Annotated in this window: 17 protein-coding genes and 1 other RNA gene; 8 read left to right on the forward strand and 10 right to left on the reverse strand. The window is 61.8% G+C overall.

Features of this window, described 5'->3' with window-relative positions:
* The first annotated feature begins 31 nt into the window (after window positions 1-31).
* Together ffs and DLD99_RS09870 are read left to right on the forward strand one after the other, a co-directional pair.
* An RNA gene (gene ffs, locus DLD99_RS09865) (signal recognition particle sRNA small type) lies at window positions 32-128 on the forward strand.
* A gap of 232 nt (window positions 129-360) precedes the next feature.
* Window positions 361-2319 (forward strand): hypothetical protein, encoded by a 1959-nt coding sequence (locus DLD99_RS09870; RefSeq protein ID WP_114882047.1) that lies wholly within the window; start codon window positions 361-363, stop codon window positions 2317-2319.
* 17 nt (window positions 2320-2336) lie between these two features.
* Here DLD99_RS09870 and DLD99_RS09875 read toward each other — a convergent pair whose 3' ends face one another.
* Window positions 2337-3086 carry a substrate-binding periplasmic protein gene (locus DLD99_RS09875; protein WP_114882048.1) on the reverse strand — a complete coding sequence of 250 codons (750 nt, stop codon included), beginning with the start codon at window positions 3084-3086 and terminating at the stop codon, window positions 2337-2339.
* Between the two features lie 145 nt (window positions 3087-3231).
* On the opposite strand from DLD99_RS09875, the gene dnaX reads away from it, so the two are divergent.
* The 5 genes from dnaX to DLD99_RS09900 all read left to right on the forward strand — a co-directional run bounded on the left by dnaX (window position 3232) and on the right by DLD99_RS09900 (window position 8794).
* On the forward strand, window positions 3232-5316 hold the full coding sequence (gene dnaX, locus DLD99_RS09880) for a DNA polymerase III subunit gamma/tau (RefSeq protein WP_114882049.1): 2085 nt from the start codon (window positions 3232-3234) through the stop codon (window positions 5314-5316).
* Between the two features lie 67 nt (window positions 5317-5383).
* Window positions 5384-5722 carry a YbaB/EbfC family nucleoid-associated protein gene (locus tag DLD99_RS09885; RefSeq protein WP_085711929.1) on the forward strand — a complete coding sequence of 113 codons (339 nt, stop codon included), beginning with the start codon at window positions 5384-5386 and terminating at the stop codon, window positions 5720-5722.
* A gap of 148 nt (window positions 5723-5870) precedes the next feature.
* Window positions 5871-6905: an NADP-dependent oxidoreductase gene (locus DLD99_RS09890; RefSeq protein WP_114882050.1), complete on the forward strand. Its 1035-nt coding sequence runs from the start codon at window positions 5871-5873 to the stop codon at window positions 6903-6905.
* Window positions 6906-6971: 66 nt separating this feature from the next.
* On the forward strand, window positions 6972-7574 hold the full coding sequence (gene recR / locus DLD99_RS09895) for a recombination mediator RecR (protein WP_064378769.1): 603 nt from the start codon (window positions 6972-6974) through the stop codon (window positions 7572-7574).
* Window positions 7575-7645: 71 nt separating this feature from the next.
* Window positions 7646-8794 (forward strand): acyl-CoA dehydrogenase family protein, encoded by a 1149-nt coding sequence (locus DLD99_RS09900; RefSeq protein WP_114882051.1) that lies wholly within the window; start codon window positions 7646-7648, stop codon window positions 8792-8794.
* A 51-nt stretch (window positions 8795-8845) separates the two neighbouring features.
* Here DLD99_RS09900 and DLD99_RS09905 read toward each other — a convergent pair whose 3' ends face one another.
* On the reverse strand, window positions 8846-9394 hold the full coding sequence (locus DLD99_RS09905; RefSeq protein WP_003223345.1) for an adenine phosphoribosyltransferase: 549 nt from the start codon (window positions 9392-9394) through the stop codon (window positions 8846-8848).
* Window positions 9395-9472: 78 nt separating this feature from the next.
* A complete protein-coding gene (gene fnr, locus DLD99_RS09910; protein ID WP_007951654.1) occupies window positions 9473-10207 on the reverse strand; it encodes a fumarate/nitrate reduction transcriptional regulator Fnr in 735 nt (244 codons plus the stop codon).
* Window positions 10208-10362: 155 nt separating this feature from the next.
* Between fnr and DLD99_RS09915 the strand changes: the two genes are divergently transcribed.
* Entirely contained in the window at window positions 10363-10845 is a 483-nt protein-coding gene (locus DLD99_RS09915; RefSeq protein ID WP_114882052.1) for a hypothetical protein, read from the forward strand.
* Here DLD99_RS09915 and hemN read toward each other — a convergent pair.
* The 7 genes from hemN to DLD99_RS29090 form a co-directional block, all read right to left on the reverse strand.
* Window positions 10842-12224: an oxygen-independent coproporphyrinogen III oxidase gene (gene hemN, locus DLD99_RS09920; protein ID WP_114882053.1), complete on the reverse strand. Its 1383-nt coding sequence runs from the start codon at window positions 12222-12224 to the stop codon at window positions 10842-10844. The genes DLD99_RS09915 and hemN overlap by 4 nt on opposite strands.
* A gap of 199 nt (window positions 12225-12423) precedes the next feature.
* On the reverse strand, window positions 12424-13107 hold the full coding sequence (locus DLD99_RS09925) for a sulfite exporter TauE/SafE family protein (RefSeq protein ID WP_114882054.1): 684 nt from the start codon (window positions 13105-13107) through the stop codon (window positions 12424-12426).
* Window positions 13100-13312 carry a cbb3-type cytochrome oxidase assembly protein CcoS gene (gene ccoS / locus DLD99_RS09930; protein ID WP_114882055.1) on the reverse strand — a complete coding sequence of 71 codons (213 nt, stop codon included), beginning with the start codon at window positions 13310-13312 and terminating at the stop codon, window positions 13100-13102. The genes DLD99_RS09925 and ccoS overlap by 8 nt, the downstream gene beginning before the upstream one ends.
* A 22-nt stretch (window positions 13313-13334) precedes the next feature.
* Window positions 13335-15785: a heavy metal translocating P-type ATPase gene (locus DLD99_RS09935; RefSeq protein ID WP_114882056.1), complete on the reverse strand. Its 2451-nt coding sequence runs from the start codon at window positions 15783-15785 to the stop codon at window positions 13335-13337.
* A 12-nt stretch (window positions 15786-15797) separates the two neighbouring features.
* Window positions 15798-16337, reverse strand: a complete 540-nt coding sequence (locus DLD99_RS09940) for a FixH family protein (RefSeq protein WP_085711939.1) — start codon at window positions 16335-16337, stop codon at window positions 15798-15800.
* 11 nt (window positions 16338-16348) lie between these two features.
* Entirely contained in the window at window positions 16349-17764 is a 1416-nt protein-coding gene (gene ccoG, locus DLD99_RS09945) for a cytochrome c oxidase accessory protein CcoG (protein ID WP_085711940.1), read from the reverse strand.
* A gap of 239 nt (window positions 17765-18003) precedes the next feature.
* Entirely contained in the window at window positions 18004-18180 is a 177-nt protein-coding gene (locus tag DLD99_RS29090; RefSeq protein ID WP_162803470.1) for a hypothetical protein, read from the reverse strand.
* Window positions 18181-18303 lie beyond the last annotated feature (123 nt).

An 18303-nucleotide genomic window follows, 5' to 3' on the forward strand; every position in this document is an offset into this window, starting at 1 on the left:
CGCCGACAGGTGAGTGTCGTTATGGTGACCCTATCGGTCCCCCCGCAACGATTACCCGTGAACCTGGTCAGAGCCGGAAGGCAGCAGCCACAGCGGGAACATTGTGTGCCGGGGTGTGGCTGGTAGGGTTACCACCTTAACGAACATCGAACGCATCAACGCCGAACTGCATGGGTTTCGCCCACTGCGGTTTTTTTATGCCTGCGATTTGGCGGTTCGTCCCCAAACCCTCTGCTAGCAACGGCGTCGACGCGGGGTAATCATTTCCCTTGCGATCCCGCATACTCGCCACAACCGAAATAAATGAAGAGTCTGGCCAGGATCGACCTTGTAAGGTCTGGGCCCTGGCCGCGAGGTTTTATGCTCCCGGAACATTCCGATCTATCCAGCCCCGTGTTCTTGCCCGTCACGGATGAAACCTGCGCGAACCTGTTGCAGGCGGGTGGCAACAAAGCCCTCGAAGCCCTGACCGACCCAGAGTTGGCGGCAGTGCTGGTCATCCAGAATCTGGTGCAGACGACAGAGCAGGATCTCGGCGCCGTGGCGGCAGAAAAGATTCTGGCCAAGCTCTTGTCCTGGGCTGCCGAAAAGCGGCAGTCAACAACGGCGGGCCTACTGTCCGAGGCACAACGGCTGTTCGACCCGCGCAAACTGTATTTCGGCCTCAAGGTTCTCAAGCCGCTGAACCTGCGTTTCCTGCTGGCTGAAGAAGTGTCGGCACGCGACTATTTATTGCCCGATGGTCAGTGGGATTTCGAATACAAAGTCCGGCGCCATCGCAGCCATGACCCGTTCAGCCAGCCGATCGTGACGCCCCGGCAGCGCGAGCGCTGGTTGAGCCCGGCGCAGGACAAGCTGGTCAGAACCTTCCGCGCCAATCTGGACGAAGACCTGCACGTTCAAGGCTACGCAGGGATTGGCAAAAGCCATCTGCTGGTGGCGTTACTGGAGCATTTGCGGCCGGAAAAGACCCTGTTGCTGGCGCGCACCCCGGCCAAGCTCGAAGTCCTTCGCCAGCGCATGGTGGGGCCGAGCGAGAAGAAGGCCGGCAAGACCTTCCTGGCGTTTGCACAGTCGCTGATGCTCGGTCGCCGGCCTCAGCCGGAAGGGGCTGCTCGAATCCCGAGCCGGCAGGCGCTGGCACAGGAGCTGAATATCTTCGGTTTCCGCCACCACGACGGGCAGGCGACCCTTGAACTCTGCCTCAAAGTGATCGAGCGCTACTGCCGTTTCCGCGATCACACTTTTTCCGCGAAGCATCTGCCGCATTTCAACCAGCCGCTCTCCAGCGTGGACGCGCAAGTGTTGCTGGAGTATTCGAGTCGGCTGTGGGGCTACCTCGAGCTCAATCCGGCGTGGGGCAACCAGACCGGTTTCGAAGCGCTGCTGATGATCAAGCGCGCATGCATTGCCGGTTGCGTGGTGCCGGCGCGCTACACCCACGTGCTGATCGACGAGAGCCAGGACATTCCCGGCTCGCTGTTGCAGATCATCGAACGCGGCCGTCAGGTGCTGATCACCCTCGGCGATGAGTATCAACAGGCCAGCGGCGTGCCGGTCAAGCGTCACCGTGAAGTTCGCCAAAGCGATATCAGCTATTCCGTGCGTTCGGGCCGCAACGTCGAGCGGCTGGTCAACCCGCTGATCGCCCGGCACTCGCAGAAGGGCAAGATTCCGTTCGAAGGCGCCAGTGACGCCGACGTCGTCATCAAGGAGTACCCGGAAGGCTTCGTGCCTTCCGAAGGTTGCGTGGTGCTGACGGCATCGCCGTGGGACAGCATGATCTGGGCCATCCACCTGCACGATTCCAACTGCAAATTCAGATTTCCGGACAAACGAACCCAGGATGATCTGAAGCATTTCATGGCCACCGCCATCGAACTGTTCAAGCCGGACTTCTACCGCTCGGAATTCAGCGAAAACGGCGTGCATCCGTACTTCAGCGATCTGCCTGACTGGCAAGCGGTGTGCGACGCCAACCGGTTCGACGAATCGTTTCTGCAGGTCAAGGCCAAGCTGGAAAACGGCTTCATGATTGCCGACCTGACGCGTCTGAACCGAATGATCGACAGCACTGGCAACGGCTGCATGCTGATGCTGGCGGAAGAGGCAGGGGGCATGGAATTCGACAAGGTGCTGCTGACGCCGGGGCTGCTGACCAACGAGAAATTCAAGGATGCCTACGCGTTCGATCAGCGGATCTGCGCTGTGTACATCGCCATCTCCCGCGCCAGGCTGAAGCTTTACGTGCCTTACGATGTGGTGGCGTGGGTCGAGTATCACGAATACCAGAAATTCCGTGATACGGCGGGGCATTGATCGAGCGATTCAAAGGCTCATGGGGCGCTTTCGGGGGTGCCGGTGTACAACCGGATAATGTCATCAATCTCCCCCGACATTTTCATCTGCAGCAGCGTCCTCAATATCCGCTGCACCGGAACATCCGGATCGTTGCGCACGTAGCAACCGACCTGCTGCTCCTGCAATACACCGACCCCTTGCAGTTGCTGCCCCGGCAGCAGGCGCTGGTTGAACCAGTCCAGCGTCCATTGATTGCTCACGGCGTAGCGATAACGGCCGGCCAGCAGCTTGTCCAGCACCTGTTCCTGATTGCGCGCGTCTTCGCGCCATAACCGGTCGGCGTCGAACAGCGGTTGCAGGGTGGGGTAGCTGTAACCGAGCACGGTGCCGATCGACTGGCGGGGCAGGTGGGCCGGATCGACGCTGGAGGGTTGATCCTGGCGGCTGATCAGCAGATCACGCTGAAAGAACAGCGGAATGCTCCAGATGTAATCGCCGGACTGGTTCGGCAGCCAGGATTGCGCGGCATAACAGCGCACGTCGACTTCGCCGTGTTCCATGGCGCTCTGCACGCGGGTGCGGGGCAGGACGTGAAATTCTGCCGGTACGCCGACCTGGGTCGCGAGGCTGAGCATCATGTCGTAAAGAATGCCTTGGGTCGGGCGGCCATGTTCGTATTGCACCAGCGGCATCGCCCAGCTGTCGGCCATGGCAAAACGCAGCGGCGGCTGCGCGGCCATCACGTTCAGGCTGATTCCCAGTATTGCCCCCACGGCCCACCGCATAAATGCTCCGGTAATTCCCGTTCCCGTGCCGACAAAAGCCTCCGCCCATGCAGCTTAGCCAGAATAGAAGAGCGCACCGGATGCAATTTTGCCCTTGCTCCGCTAGCATTAGCCGCTTCTGCTTCCTTTGCCGCGACGGTTTTCGATGAGTTATCAGGTTCTTGCACGTAAATGGCGTCCGCGCTCGTTCCGCGAAATGGTCGGCCAGACCCATGTGCTCAAGGCTCTGATCAATGCCTTGGACAGCCAGCGCCTGCACCACGCCTACCTGTTCACCGGGACGCGGGGCGTCGGCAAGACGACGATTGCGCGGATCATCGCCAAATGTCTGAACTGTGAAACAGGTATCACTTCAAGCCCTTGTGGCGAGTGTTCGGTGTGCCGCGAGATCGATGAAGGCCGCTTCGTCGACCTGATCGAGATCGACGCCGCGAGCCGGACCAAGGTCGAGGACACCCGCGAACTGCTCGACAACGTGCAGTACGCCCCGAGCCGCGGGCGCTTCAAGGTCTACCTGATCGACGAAGTGCACATGCTTTCCAGCCATTCCTTCAATGCGCTGCTGAAAACCCTCGAAGAGCCGCCGCCCTACGTCAAATTCATCCTGGCGACCACCGACCCGCAGAAACTTCCGGCAACGATTTTGTCGCGATGCCTGCAGTTCTCCCTGAAGAACATGACGCCTGAGCGTGTGGTCGAGCATCTGACTCACGTCCTGACTGCCGAAAACGTACCGTTCGAAGACGACGCCCTGTGGCTGCTCGGCCGCGCGGCCGACGGTTCCATGCGCGACGCCATGAGCCTGACCGACCAGGCCATCGCCTTCGGTGAAGGCAAGGTGCTGGCCACCGACGTAAGGGCGATGCTCGGCACGCTGGACCACGGTCAGGTCTATGACGTATTGCATTCCTTGATCGAAGGCGACGCCAAGGCGTTGCTCGAAGCCGTACGCCACCTGGCCGAACAAGGGCCGGACTGGAACGGCGTACTCTCGGAAATTCTCAATGTGCTGCACCGCGTCGCCATCGCCCAGGCCTTGCCGGAAGGTGTCGACAACGGCCACGGCGACCGTGACCGGGTGCTGGCATTGGCCCGGGCCTTGCCGGCCGAAGACGTGCAGTTCTACTACCAGATGGGCCTGATCGGCCGCCGCGACTTGCCGCTGGCACCGGACCCGCGAGGCGGTTTCGAAATGGTGCTGCTGCGGATGCTGGCCTTCCGGCCGGCGGACACGGCGGATGCCCCGAGGCAACCGCTAAAGCCAGTGGGGATCAGCCAGGCCACAGTTGATTCCGCAAACTCAGTGGCTGCCGCGCCGAAACCTGCGCCGGTAGTTGCTGCGGCTGTTGCGCCCGCGCCAGCGCCGGTGGTTGCACCTGCGCCTGCTCCCGAGCCTGCACCGGTAGTCCCGGTGATTGCACCTGAACCCGTGCCTGAACCAGAGCCCGAACCGGTCGCTGTCGAAGAAGTCGTCGATCTGCCGTGGAATGACCCGGTAGAACCCGCTCCTGTGCAGCAGCCAGCGGTCGAGCCGGTGCTGGAAACGGCCGCCGAGCAGCCAGAGTTGCCACCAATGCCGCTGCCGACCCCGGACAGCGTCGTGCCGGATGCCCCTGAATGGGCCGCTGCGCCGATCCCTGAGCCGTCCGTGGCCGAAGTCGATGCCTTCACGCCGGGCATGGACATGGACGACGAGCCGCCGCTGGACGAGGACTACATCGAGTCGGACATGGATTCGGCCTACAGTTACCTCGATGATCTGGCCAGCGAACACGCCGCAGAACCGGCCCCCGAACCCGAGCCGGAACCCGCCGCCGCGCCGGCCACCGGTCTGGCCCTGCAATGGCTGGAGCTGTTCCCGAAACTGCCGATTTCCGGCATGACCGGCAGCATCGCCGCCAACTGCACGCTGATCGCGGTCGATGGCGACAACTGGCTGATGCACCTGGACCCGGCCCACAGCGCCTTGTTCAACGCCACTCAGCAGCGGCGTCTGAACGATGCCTTGAACCAGTACCATGGCCGCACGCTGAACCTGAGCATGGAGCTGATCAAGCCCGAGCAGGAAACCCCGGCCCAGGCCGCGTCCCGGCGCCGTGCCAACCGTCAGCGCGAAGCGGAGGAGTCAATCCACGGCGATCCGTTCATCCAGCAGATGGTCCAGCAGTTCGGTGCGGTCGTGCGACACGATACTATTGAACCTGTCGACGCCCTGATCAGTCAGGGCTAATAACTGAAGGCGTTCGGCGTAAGTCGCCGGGCGCTGTATTGATCCAAGTACTTTTGAGGTAATTACCATGATGAAAGGTGGCATGGGCAACCTGGTGAAGCAGGCGCAGCTGATGCAGGAAAAAATGGCCAAGATGCAGGAAGAGCTGGCCAATGCAGAAGTCACCGGCAAGGCCGGCGGCGATCTGGTCACCGTGGTGATGACCGGCCGTCATGACGTGAAAAAAGTCAGCATCGACCCGAGCGTACTGCCGGGCCTGGACGAAGATGACCGTGAAGTGGTCGAGGATCTGGTAGCTGCTGCCGTCAACGCCGCCGTGCGTCAGATCGAAGCCAACAGCCAGGCGAAAATGGGCAGTTTGACCGCTGGCATGAACCTGCCGGGCGGGATGAAACTGCCGTTCTGATTCGCCTTGGCGGGTTGGATGAGCTACAAAAAATGCCAGGCATCGCGCCTGGCATTTTTATTTCCGGCTGACGAAACATCGAACGCGCAATAGCTGCAACGGTCTGCTCCCTATACCGACGAATTCACTATTCACAGGAGACGCTGACATGTCCGACCCTCTGACTCTCAACCAACGCTTCGTGCTGGCCTCGCGGCCGGTAGGCGCGCCGACACCCGAGAACTTTCGTCTGGAGCGCGAAGCGCTGCCGGATCTTGAAGACGGCCAGTTGCTGCTCAAGACCCTTTACTTGTCGCTCGATCCCTACATGCGCGGACGCATGAGTGACGCGCCGTCCTACGCGGCGCCGGTACAAATCGGTGAGGTGATGACCGGTGGTGCTGTCAGCCGGGTCGAGCAATCGCGTCATCCGAAATTCCAGGTCGGCGATCTGGTGGTCGGCGCTACGGGCTGGCAAAGCCACAGCCTCAGCGACGGTCGCAACATCATCCCGATCCCGTCGGGGCTGCCGAGCCCGTCGATGGCCCTCGGTGTGCTGGGCATGCCGGGCATGACCGCTTACATGGGGCTGATGGACATTGGTCAGCCGAAGGCGGGTGAAACACTGGTTGTCGCTGCGGCTTCCGGCGCAGTGGGTTCGGTGGTCGGTCAGGTGGCGAAGATCAAAGGCCTGCGCGCCGTCGGCGTGGCCGGTGGTGCCGAGAAATGCAAATACGTGGTCGAGGAACTGGGCTTTGACGCCTGCATCGATCACAAGGCGCCTGACTTTGCCGAACAACTGGCCAAGGCCTGCCCGAAAGGCATCGACATTTATTACGAAAACGTCGGCGGTCATGTCTTTGATGCGGTCGTCCCGCTGCTCAATCCCAAGGCACGGATCCCGCTGTGCGGCCTGATTGCCGGCTACAACGCCACGGAAGCGCCGAAAGGCCCGGATCGCTTGCCTGCCTTGCAACGCACCCTGCTGACCAAGCGTGTACGCATTCAGGGCTTCATCGTGTTCGACGACTACGGCGACCGCCAGCCGGAATTCATCAGCGCCATGGTGCCGTGGGTGCGCGAGGGCAAGGTGAAATTCCGCGAAGACGTGGTCGACGGCCTGGAGCAGGCGCCGCAAGCGTTTATCGGTCTGCTGGAGGGGCGCAACTTCGGCAAACTGGTGGTGCGGGTCGCCCAGGACTGAGGATTTGACGCTGGCCGGAGGCGCGGGTATAAACCGCGTCTCGTTGTTTTGTCGGACTTTTTCACCATGAGCTTCAGCCCTTTGATTCGCCAACTGATCGACGCCCTGCGAATTCTGCCGGGCGTGGGTCAGAAAACTGCCCAGCGTATGGCGTTGCAGTTGCTCGAACGTGATCGCAGCGGCGGCACACGCCTGGCCCAGGCCTTGAGCCAGGCCATGGAAGGGGTCGGACACTGCCGTCAATGCCGCACGCTGACCGAAGACGATCTGTGCCCGCAATGCGCCGACACCCGCCGCGACGACACGCTGCTGTGCGTGGTGGAAGGGCCGATGGATGTGTACGCGGTCGAGCAGACCGGATTCCGTGGTCGCTACTTCGTGCTCAAGGGGCACCTGTCGCCGCTGGACGGCTTGGGCCCGGAAGCCATCGGCATTCCGCAACTGATGGCGCGGATCGAAGAGGCGGGCACCTTCACCGAAGTCATCCTTGCCACCAACCCGACCGTGGAAGGTGAAGCGACTGCGCATTACATCGCCCAGTTGCTGCAGAACAAAGGCTTGATCGCCTCGCGTATCGCTCACGGCGTGCCATTGGGTGGCGAACTGGAACTGGTGGACGGCGGCACGCTGGCGCACTCGTTTGCCGGGCGCAAGCCGATTTCCCTCTGAGCCACACAATCCTGTTGAAAACCAAGCAAGCGCTCGGTTAAGTTCGGCGAACCCTTCCATGGAGTTCGCCGATGCCCGCCTTCCAGGAATACTTCGACCCCAGCCACCAAATGGTCCGCGACAGCGTCAGACGTTTCGTCGAGCGCGAGGTCCTGCCGGACATCGATGCGTGGGAAGAAGCCGAAAGCTTCCCTCGTGAGCTATACCTCAAGGCCGGCGCGGCCGGCATCCTCGGCATCGGTTATCCCGAAGCGCTGGGCGGCAGTCACGAAGGTGACCTGTTCGCCAAGATCGCCGCCAGCGAAGAACTCATGCGTTGTGGCTCCGGCGGACTGGTCGCCGGGCTTGGTTCGCTGGATATCGGCTTGCCGCCCATCGTCAAATGGGCCAAGCCCGAAGTACGGGATCGCGTTGTGCCTCTGGTGCTCAGCGGCGAGAAGGTCAGTGCGCTGGCGGTGACCGAGCCGGGCGGTGGCTCCGACGTCGCCAGCCTGCAGACCCGCGCTGTACGCGATGGCGATCACTATCGGGTCAGCGGCAGTAAAACCTTCATCACCAGTGGCGTACGCGCGGATTACTACACCGTCGCGGTGCGCACCGGCGCGCCCGGTTTTGGCGGCATCAGCCTGCTGCTGATCGAGAAGGGCACACCGGGTTTCACCGTCGGCCGGCAACTGAAGAAAATGGGCTGGTGGGCGTCGGACACGGCTGAATTGTTCTTCGACGATTGCCGGGTGCCTGTGGGAAACCTGATCGGTTCGGAGAACATGGGCTTTGCCTGCATCATGGGCAACTTCCAGAGCGAGCGTCTGGCGTTGGCGCTGATGGCCAACATGACCGCGCAACTGGCGCTGGAAGAGAGCCTGAAATGGGCGCGGGAGCGTCAGGCGTTCGGCAAACCCATTGGCAAGTTCCAGGTGATCAAGCATCGCCTCGCGGAGATGGCCACGGCGCTCGAAGTCTCACGGGAGTTCACCTACCGGCAGGCGACGAAGATGGCGGCGGGGCAGAGCGTGATCAAGGAAATCTCCATGGCCAAGAACTTCGCCACGGACACTTCGGACCGCATCACCAACGAAGCGGTGCAGATTCTCGGCGGGCTCGGTTATATGCGCGAAAGCCTGGTGGAGCGGCTGTACCGGGATAACCGCATCCTGTCGATTGGCGGCGGGACGCGGGAAGTGATGAACGAGATCATCAGCAAGCAGATGGGGCTTTAGATTTGATCGCTCCCACGCAGAGCGTGGGAGCGATCGGAAGCGCGGGGCTGATTACTTGTCAGTCAACGCAAACTGCGTCAGGCAGAACGTAGGAATCCCCATGTCTTCCAGACGCTGCGAACCACCCAGCTCCGGCAGATCGATGATCGCCGCCGCTTCATGAACGCGGGCGCCCATACGGCGGATCAGGTTGGCCGCCGCGATCAGCGTGCCGCCAGTGGCGATCAGGTCATCGAACATCACCACCGAATCGCCTTCGCACAGGCTGTCGGCGTGCACTTCGAGGAACGCTTCGCCGTATTCGGTCGCGTAGCCTTCAGCCAGCACGTCCGCCGGCAGTTTGCCTTGCTTGCGGAACAGCACCAGCGGCTTGTTCAACTGATAGGCCAGCACCGAACCGATCAGAAAACCACGCGCGTCCATCGCGCCGATGTGCGTGAAGTCGGCTTCCACATAGCGGTGGGCGAAGCTGTCCATCACCAGGCGCAGGGCCTTGGGCGACTGGAACAGCGGGGTGATGTCGCGAAAGATCACGCCCGGTTTCGGGAAATCGATCACAGGGCGGATCAGGGATTTGATGTCGAAGGAGTCGAAGACCATCGTCGAGGTGTCCTGGCAGGGCTGCAAACGGCGCAGTATACCCGCGGCTGAAACGATACGCTCGGCCGCGGGTCGAGATCAGACTTCGAGCGAGCCGCCAGCCAGGGCGCAGAGCTGGATCGGGTCGAGGATATGGATTTCCTTGCCCTCGGCGGCGATCAGTTCGTTCTGCTGGAAGCGGGTGAAGACCCGGGACACGGTTTCCACCGCCAGCCCCAGATAGTTGCCGATTTCATTGCGCGACATGCTCAGGCGGAACTGGTTGGCCGAGAAGCCGCGAGCGCGGAAACGCGCCGACAGGTTGACCAGAAACGTGGCGATGCGCTCGTCGGCAGTCTTCTTCGACAGCAGCAGCATCATTTGCTGGTCGTCGCGGATTTCCCGGCTCATCACGCGCATCAACTGACGGCGCAGTTGTGGCAGTTGCAGGGCCAGTTCGTCGAGGCGTTCGAACGGAATTTCGCACACCGAGGTGGTTTCCAGGGCCTGGGCGGAAACCGGGTGCTTCTCGGTGTCCATGCCGGACAGGCCGACCAGTTCGCTCGGCAAGTGGAAACCGGTCAGTTGTTCTTCGCCGGTATCGCTCAGGCTGAAGGTCTTCAGGGCGCCGGAGCGTACTGCATAAACGGAATCGAAGGTGTCGCCCTGGCGGAACAGGAACTCACCCTTTTTCAACGGGCGGCCACGTTTAACGATTTCGTCCAGCGCATCCATGTCTTCCAGATTCAGCGAAAGTGGCAGGCAGAGAGGGGCCAGGCTGCAATCCTTGCAATTAGCCTGGTTATGAGCGCGCAGTTTAACTGGCTCGGACATTTCTTAAATCCTTGTGGGAAAACACACATAAGGCGTAAGGGTAACCCAGGGGAGGACATTCAGGCCAGCCTGTGGCGAGATTGCCTCCACGGCATAAAGCCGCAGGGATGACGGCCGATAAACAGGTATCTGACGGCATGCAAGGAACCGCTTCGATGACTGCTATTGGCACGCTGACCCCCGGTAACAGTGGCGTTGCGTCGTTGCTGGAAAGTGCTGAAACCTCCGTTGACGATGAGTCAGGCACAGGCGCGGCATCGTTGGGAACCCCGACCTTGGTCGAGGGCGTCAAAGTGTCGCTGTCCGGTGCCGCCATTGCAAAATCCGCCGGTGTCGGCGGGAAAAACAGCGATATCGATGAAAGCGGCTTGCCGGAAAACGTCCAGCAATTGCTGAAGATGATTCGCAAGTTGCGCCAGCAGATCGCCGAAAAGAACGCCCAGATCAACGCGCTGATGGCTAACAAGACCCTCTCCAACGAAGAACGATTCGCCAAGATCGCGGCCCTCAAAGGCGCCATTTCTGCCCTCAACAACGGTCTGATTACCGCCAACCTGTCCCTGGCCAAGGTCATCGACCAATCGGGCCTGACCGCGGACCAGAACCTGAAAACCAATACCTTGCTGATGAAGAGCTAGATCACCCGCGAGAAACGCTGGCGGTTCTGCTGTTCCAGATACGCGTCGAACACCATGCACACCGAGCGCACCAGCAGGCGCCCGGCAGGCAGCACATTGATTCGTTCGCGATCCAGTTCGATCAAGCCGTCCTTTGCCATGCCTTGCAACTGCGGCCAGAGCGCGCAGAAGTAGCCCTGAAAATCAATGTTGAACTCGCGCTCGATCTCGGCGAAATCCAGGCTGAAATTGCAGATCAGTTGCTGAATCACTGCGCGGCGCAAGCGATCATCAGCGTTGCACACCAGGCCACGGCTGGTGGCCAGTTGCGCGCTGGCGAGGGTGTTCTGGTAGTGATTGAGGTCGCTGCTGTTCTGGCAGTACAAGTCGCCGATCTGGCTGATGGCCGACACGCCCAGACCGATCAGGTCGCAATGACCATGGGTGGTGTAGCCCTGGAAGTTGCGTTGCAGGGTCGATTCTTCCTGGGCAATCGCCAGTTCATCGTCGGGCAGGGCGAAGTGGTCCATGCCGATGTAGCGGTAGCCGGCGGCGGTCAGTTGTTCGATGGTGCGTTGCAGCATTTCCAGCTTTTGCGTCGGGCTCGGCAGTTCGTTGCCGTTGATCCGCCGCTGCGGCATGAAGCGTTCCGGCAGGTGCGCGTAGTTGAACACCGAGAGCCGGTCCGGTTGCAGGCTGATGACTTCCTCGACGGTGCGGGCGAAATTGTCCGGGGTCTGCTTGGGCAGGCCGTAGATCAGGTCGATGTTGATCGAGCGAAATTGCAGGGTGCGCGCCGCGTCGATCACCGCGCGGGTTTCTTCCAGGCTTTGCAGGCGATTGACTGCGCGTTGCACCGCCGGGTCGAGATCTTGCAGGCCGATGCTGACCCGGTTGAAGCCCAGCTCTCGCAGCAGGCCCATGGTCGACCAGTCGGCTTCGCGCGGGTCAATCTCGATGCCGTAATCGCCGGAGTCGTCATCCAGCAAATTGAAATGCTTGCGCAGATGCGCCATCAACTGCCGCAACTCGTCATGGCTGAGAAAGGTCGGGGTGCCGCCGCCGAAGTGCAGTTGCTCGACTTTCTGCGCCGGGTCGAGGTGGCAGGCGATCAACTGGATTTCCTGCTCGAGCCGTTGCAGGTACGGCAGGGCGCGGCCGCGGTCCTTGGTGATGACCTTGTTGCAGGCGCAGTAGTAACAGATATTCGCGCAGAACGGCACATGCACATACAGCGACAGAGGGCGCAGCGCCTTGCGGCTGTCGCGCAGGGCGTGGAACAGGTCGAAGGTGCCGACCTGACTGTTGAATTGCACGGCCGTCGGGTACGAGGTGTAGCGCGGCCCCGCCAGGTCGTAGCGGCGGATCAAATCGGTGTCCCAACGAATGGCGTCGAGCATGCGGGCATTCCCCCGGATAGGCTGGCAGTGTGAGCGAGTCTAGGGGAGGGCGCGGCGGGGCATCTTGATTTGTATCAACGGGGAGGATTTGTATAAGTCATGCGGCCCCATCGCGAGCAGGCTCGCTCCCACAGGAGATTTTTGGTGTTCACTCGATCAATGTGGGAGCGAGCTTGCTCGCGAAGGCCGCACCGCCGATTTAATGCCCCATCAGCCAGTGCTGGTGCGGCCCCGGCAGGGTCCAGATACCGAACAGGATCACCAGCAGACCGCCGGCCATGCGCACGCTGCGTTTGCGCAACAGCGCCGTGACCCGCTCGGCTGCCAACCCGGTGGCGAGTAAAACCGGCCAGGTGCCGAGCCCGAAGGCGAGCATCAGCAAGGCACTGTCCAGCGCATTGCCCTGACTGGCCGACCACAGCAACGTGCTGTAAACCAGCCCGCACGGCAGCCAGCCCCACAGCGCGCCGAGCAGCAAGGCCCGGGACAGGCTCGACACCGGCAACAAGCGGTTGGCCATTGGTTGAATGTAGCGCCAGAGTCCGCGACCGAGGCTTTCAATGCGGGTCAGGCCGCTCCACCATCCGGCCAGGTACAAGCCCATGGCGATCAGCAGCAACCCGGCGAGTACGCGCATGAACAACGCCGCCGGACTGTTGGCCACTGCCCATCCCGCCAGCCCGATCAGCAATCCCGCCGTGGCATAACTGAGAATCCGTCCGAGGTTGTACGCCAGCAGCAGTCGAAAGCGTCGGCTGCGTTGTTCCTTGGGAATCGCCAAGGTCAGCGCGCCCATCAACCCGCCGCACATGCCCAGACAATGCCCGCCGCCGAGCAGGCCGAGAATCAGCGCAGACACCAGCAGCGGCGCCAGTTCAAGCATGGGGTGGCGCCTTGTCGTCCGGTTTTGTCGGGTTGGCTTCGTCCACGGCGGCGGTGTGCTTCGGGTCCTGGTCATCGAACAGGATGCTGTGGGCCGGGCCGTCGAGGTCGTCGTACTGACCACTGTCCACCGCCCAGAAGAAGATGTAGACGGCGATGGCCACGATCAGCAGCGCGGCCGGAATCATCACGTAGAGAGCTGGCATCTGTACTCCATGTCCGCGCGGCTCAGGCCGGCAGCGGGCGGGTTTCTGACGAGGCGTTGACGGCCGGCGCACTCGGCAGGCGAGTCAGGCGCAGGGCGTTGAGCACCACGGTCAGCGAACTGATCGACATGCCGACGGCGGCCCATACCGGAGTGATCCAGCCGAGGGCGGCGAACGGCAACATGAGGCCATTGTACAGCGCGGCCCACAACAGGTTCTCGATGATCACCCGGCGTGTGCGGCGGGCGAGCGTGAAGGCTTGCACCAGCGCGTCGAGCCGGTTGGACAGCAGCACCGCGTCGGCACTGGTTTTCGCCAGATCCGTGGCCGAGCCCATGGCCACGCTGATGTCCGCAGCGGCCAGCACCGGCACGTCGTTGACCCCGTCGCCGAGCATCAACACCTTGCGGCCATCCTTGTGCAGTTGTTGCAGCACTTGCAGCTTGTCGTCCGGGCGCAGGCCGCCCCGGGCCTCGTCGATGCCCAGTTCGGCGGCGACACTGGCGACCATCGGCGAACTGTCACCCGACAGCAGCAACGTGTGCCAGCCGCGGGCCTTGCACGCGGCGAGCAGGGCCGGAGCGTCGTCGCGCAGACGGTCGTCGAGGGCGAACCAGGCCAGCGGTCCATTGCTGTCGCCGAGCAACAACCATTGGCCCGGTTCGTCGGGCATCTTCGGGACGGGAACACTGCTGAGATCACAGACAAATTCCGCCTGGCCAATACGCAAGCGCTGTTCGCCGACCAGACCTTCAAGGCCCAGTCCCGGCGTACTGTGAACCTCTTCGGCGGCCAGCGGCGCCCGGCCAAAGGCGCGGGCAATCGGGTGTTCCGAACGATTCTCCAGCGCGGCGGCGAGGCTCAGGCACTGATCGCTGTCGAGGGCGCCGAGCGGGCGGATCGAGCGCAGCACCAGTCGGCCTTCGGTAAGGGTGCCGGTCTTGTCGAAGATCACCGTGTCGATCTGGTTCAGGCCTTCCAGCACATGGCCACGGGTCAGCAGCAGGCCGAGTTTGTGCAGGGTGCCGGTGGCGGCGGTGAGGGCGGTCGGCGTCGCCAGTGACAGTGCGCACGGGCAAGTGGCGACCAACATGGCGAGAACGATCCAGAACGCCCGCGAAGAATCCAGCTCCCACCACAGCAGCCCGATGGCGGCCGCCGCGATCAACGACAGCAACAGAAACCATTGAGCGGCGCGGTCGGCGATTTCCGCCAGTCGTGGTTTTTCCGCCTGGGCGCGATCCAGCAGGCGAACGATGGCCGACAACCGCGTGTCCTGACCCAGCGCCTGCACTTCGACGGTCAGCGCACCTTCCACATTCAGCGTGCCGGCGGTGACGGCATCGCCCATCGTGCGTGGTTGCGGCAGGTATTCGCCGGTCAGCAGCGATTCATCAATGCTCGACTGGCCGTCGAGGATCTTGCCGTCCGCCGGCAGCACAGAACCCGGTTGAACCAGCACCCGGTCGCCAAGGCGCAGTTCGCTGAGCAGAATGCGCTCGCTCTGGCCGGCGTCGTCGAGGCGCAAGCACGAGGCGGGCAACAGATTGACCAGTTGCGCGGTGGCAGCGGCGGTGCGTTCCCGGGCGCGGCGTTCCAGATAGCGCCCCGCCAAGAGGAACAGCGCAAACATGCCCACCGCGTCGAAATACAGCTCGCCGACCCCGGTGATCGAGGTCCAGATCCCGGCGACATACGCCGCGCCGATCGCCAGCGATACCGAAACGTCCATCGTCAGGTGGCGAGTACGCAAGTCGCGCATCGCACCTTTGAAAAACGGCGCGCAGCTGTAGAACACAATCGGCGTGGTGAGGAACAGCGCGACCCAGCGCAGGATGGTGTGCAGCTCGGGGCTGAGGTCGATGTTGAATTCCGGCCAGGTGGCCATGGTCGCCATCATCGCCTGGAACCACAGCAGTCCGGCGACGCCGAGTTGGCGCAAGGCGAGGCGGTTTTCGCTGGCCAGTTGTTCGCTGGCGCGGTCGGCCTGATACGGGTGCGCGGCGTAGCCGATGTGGCGCAGTTCGCCGAGGATCTGGCTCAGCGGCAGTTGGGCGTCAGCCCAGCGTACGTGCAAGCGATGGTTGGACAGGTTCAGCCGCGCCTCGGCCACGGCGGGCAGCGTGCGCAGGTGTTTTTCGATCAGCCAGCCGCACGCGGCGCAACTGATGCCTTCCATCAACAGCGTGGTTTCGGCCAGTTCGCCTTCGTGGCGCACGAAAGGTTGCTGCACGTCGGCGCGGTCATACAGCGCCAGTTCGTCCACCAGTTGCACCGGCAGCGCCTCGGGGTTGGCCGAGGCTTCGCTGCGATGCTGGTAATAGCTTTCGAGCCCGCCGGCGACGATGGCTTCGGCCACGGCCTGACAGCCCGGGCAGCAGAACTCGCGGGACTCCCCGAGCACGACAGCGGTGAAACGGCTGCCCGTCGGAACGGGCAGGGCGCAGTGGTAACAGGGGAGTGGGGTGGTCATCAGGAGAGTTGCTTACTTGTCCAGGTCTTCCGCGCCTTGCAGTGGTTCGTCACCGAGCAGCAGATCCTTGTCATGGCTGACCACTTCTTCCTCGAACATGCGCCACACCTGGTCACCCTGCGAACCGAGCAACTCGACAAAACGCCGGCCTTCAACCTTGTCGTTCACCTGGCCAATGTAACGGCCCTGCTCGGTTTCGCTGCGGGTCAGGACAATCTTGCGATCCTTGTCCGGCTGGGTCGGCGAGATCAGGTTCAGTTCCAGGGTTTTCGGCTGGCTGTCGCCACTCAGGCGCAGATCAACTTCACCGGTCACGTCATCCAGATGCACGTTGGCGCGCATCTTCAGGTTCTGCGCGAGCATTTCACGGTCCAGCGAACGGTTGATGCCCTTGCCGGCCTCGTAGTAGTTGTCGTTGACCAGGTTGTCCGGGTTGTTCACCGCGATGGTCACCATGGACAGCGTCAGGGTCACCGAGCAAGCGAGGATTCCGATGATGATCCACGGCCAGAGATGCTTGTACCAGGGGCTTGCGGCGTTTGCTGCGGGCATGTTCAGTTCTCTCAACGATTTTGTGGGCCGATGAACCGGCTCTTGGCTTCTACGTGGACGCTGTCGTCATCGGCATCCTTGAGGATGAATTTCACCTCGTTGGTGCTCGACGGCAGTTGTTCGGGGGCGCTCGACAGCTCGACCGGCATGCTGAAGATTTCCCCGGCGGGCACCTTGATCTCGCGTCTGCCTTGCAGGCGCAGATCCGGCAATCCGGCGGCTTCCAGCACGTAGGTGTGGTCGCGCTGATCCTTGTTCATGATCTTCAGGCTGTAGACGTTTTCGATCCGGCCTTCAGCGTTTTCGCGGTACAGCACCCGGTCCTTGCTGACGTCGAAACCCACCAGCGAACGCATGAAGAAGGCCGTCACCAACAGGCTGATCATCGCCAGCAGCACCACGGCATAACCGATCAGGCGCGGACGCAGTTTATGGGTTTTCTGCCCGGACAGGTTGTGTTCGGTGGTGTAGCTGATCAGCCCGCGCGGGTAGTCCATCTTGTCCATGATGCTGTCGCAGGCATCGATGCACGCGGCGCAGCCGATACACTCGATCTGCAGGCCGTCGCGGATGTCGATGCCGGTCGGGCACACCTGAACGCACATGGTGCAGTCGATGCAGTCGCCCAGGCCCTGAGCCTTGTAATCGACGCCTTTCTTGCGCGGGCCACGGCTTTCGCCGCGACGCGGATCATAGGAAACGATCAGCGTGTCCTTGTCGAACATCACGCTCTGGAAGCGCGCATACGGGCACATGTAGATGCACACCTGCTCACGCAGCCAGCCGGCGTTGCCGTAGGTGGCGAGGGTGAAGAAGCCGACCCAGAAATACGACCAGCCATCGGCCTGGCCTGTGAAGAAGTCGAACACCAGCTCGCGGATCGGCGAGAAGTAGCCGACGAAGGTCATGCCGGTGACGAAACCGATCAGCAGCCACATGGCGTGCTTGGCGAACTTGCGCAGAAACTTGTTGGCGCTCATCGGCGCCTTGTCGAGCTTGATGCGCTGGTTGCGGTCGCCTTCGGTGACCTTCTCGCACCACATGAAAATCCATGTCCACACGCTTTGCGGACAGGTGTAGCCACACCAGACCCGGCCGGCGTACACCGTGATGAAGAACAGGCCGAACGCGGCAATGATCAGCAGGCCCGAAAGCAGAATGAAATCCTGGGGCCAGAAGGTGGCGCCAAAGATGAAGAACTTGCGTTCCGGCAGGTTCCACCACACGGCCTGATGACCGCCCCAGTTCAACCACACGGTACCGAAATACAGCAGGAACAGCGCCGTGCCGCCCATCATCCGCAGATTGCGGAATAGGCCGGTGAAAGCACGGGTGTAGATTTTTTCTCGAGAGGCGTAAAGGTCGACGCTGTTGTTCGCGTTCTTGTTGGGGGGCGTGACGTCGTGTACCGGAATCTGATTACTCATCATTGCATCCCACGGCAGTGGAAAAATGCCTCGGTCGATACGTGCCGGCCGGGGTCAGAAAGGGTGTTGCAGTGGCGCAATGATACGCCTGTGATGCCGACGAACGGGTGCGACCTTTGGTCGCGTTGGGGAAAAAACCTGAATGGTGTAGCGAATTTAACAAAGCATGATGCAGATCAATTGACTATAGACGATCCCTGATCCTGCTTTGGCGAACGGCTTCCCCGGATCGCGCGACATCAAACCAGTTTTCCGCCTCCGAGGCTGTCCAGCCCGCTGTTTTTCTCCTTCCCGGTTCGCTCGACGGTTTTCCTGTTGTCGTTGCCGGGATCTTCTGCTGGTGAGTCTTCAATATCCGGATAGGTGTAAATGAAATCATCACGGGGTTGCACGCAGTCGTGATCGGATTCTCGCATCGGTTTTCTTCCTTGAATTGAGTGTGTCGAACGATGTTCCTGAGGTCTTCCGTCAGGCAGAACAGCAAGCTACAGGGCACATCATCAATCGTCTATCGAGCATTCGTCGCAAATCATGAAGGT

The organism is Pseudomonas kribbensis (genome assembly GCF_003352185.1).
GTDB classification, from domain to species: domain Bacteria; phylum Pseudomonadota; class Gammaproteobacteria; order Pseudomonadales; family Pseudomonadaceae; genus Aquipseudomonas; species Aquipseudomonas kribbensis.

What these genes read in the sequence shown, in the direction of transcription:
- DLD99_RS09870 (WP_114882047.1), top strand. Translation starts at nt 361, where the DNA reads ATGCTCCCGGAACATTCCGATCTATCCAGCCCCGTGTTCTTGCCCGTC.
- DLD99_RS09875 (WP_114882048.1), bottom strand. Translation starts at nt 3,086, where the DNA reads ATGCGGTGGGCCGTGGGGGCAATACTGGGAATCAGCCTGAACGTGATG.
- dnaX (WP_114882049.1), top strand. Translation starts at nt 3,232, where the DNA reads ATGAGTTATCAGGTTCTTGCACGTAAATGGCGTCCGCGCTCGTTCCGC.
- DLD99_RS09885 (WP_085711929.1), top strand. Translation starts at nt 5,384, where the DNA reads ATGATGAAAGGTGGCATGGGCAACCTGGTGAAGCAGGCGCAGCTGATG.
- DLD99_RS09890 (WP_114882050.1), top strand. Translation starts at nt 5,871, where the DNA reads ATGTCCGACCCTCTGACTCTCAACCAACGCTTCGTGCTGGCCTCGCGG.
- recR (WP_064378769.1), top strand. Translation starts at nt 6,972, where the DNA reads ATGAGCTTCAGCCCTTTGATTCGCCAACTGATCGACGCCCTGCGAATT.
- DLD99_RS09900 (WP_114882051.1), top strand. Translation starts at nt 7,646, where the DNA reads ATGCCCGCCTTCCAGGAATACTTCGACCCCAGCCACCAAATGGTCCGC.
- DLD99_RS09905 (WP_003223345.1), bottom strand. Translation starts at nt 9,394, where the DNA reads ATGGTCTTCGACTCCTTCGACATCAAATCCCTGATCCGCCCTGTGATC.
- fnr (WP_007951654.1), bottom strand. Translation starts at nt 10,207, where the DNA reads ATGTCCGAGCCAGTTAAACTGCGCGCTCATAACCAGGCTAATTGCAAG.
- DLD99_RS09915 (WP_114882052.1), top strand. Translation starts at nt 10,363, where the DNA reads ATGACTGCTATTGGCACGCTGACCCCCGGTAACAGTGGCGTTGCGTCG.
- hemN (WP_114882053.1), bottom strand. Translation starts at nt 12,224, where the DNA reads ATGCTCGACGCCATTCGTTGGGACACCGATTTGATCCGCCGCTACGAC.
- DLD99_RS09925 (WP_114882054.1), bottom strand. Translation starts at nt 13,107, where the DNA reads ATGCTTGAACTGGCGCCGCTGCTGGTGTCTGCGCTGATTCTCGGCCTG.
- ccoS (WP_114882055.1), bottom strand. Translation starts at nt 13,312, where the DNA reads ATGCCAGCTCTCTACGTGATGATTCCGGCCGCGCTGCTGATCGTGGCC.
- DLD99_RS09935 (WP_114882056.1), bottom strand. Translation starts at nt 15,785, where the DNA reads ATGACCACCCCACTCCCCTGTTACCACTGCGCCCTGCCCGTTCCGACG.
- DLD99_RS09940 (WP_085711939.1), bottom strand. Translation starts at nt 16,337, where the DNA reads ATGCCCGCAGCAAACGCCGCAAGCCCCTGGTACAAGCATCTCTGGCCG.
- ccoG (WP_085711940.1), bottom strand. Translation starts at nt 17,764, where the DNA reads ATGAGTAATCAGATTCCGGTACACGACGTCACGCCCCCCAACAAGAAC.
- DLD99_RS29090 (WP_162803470.1), bottom strand. Translation starts at nt 18,180, where the DNA reads ATGCGAGAATCCGATCACGACTGCGTGCAACCCCGTGATGATTTCATT.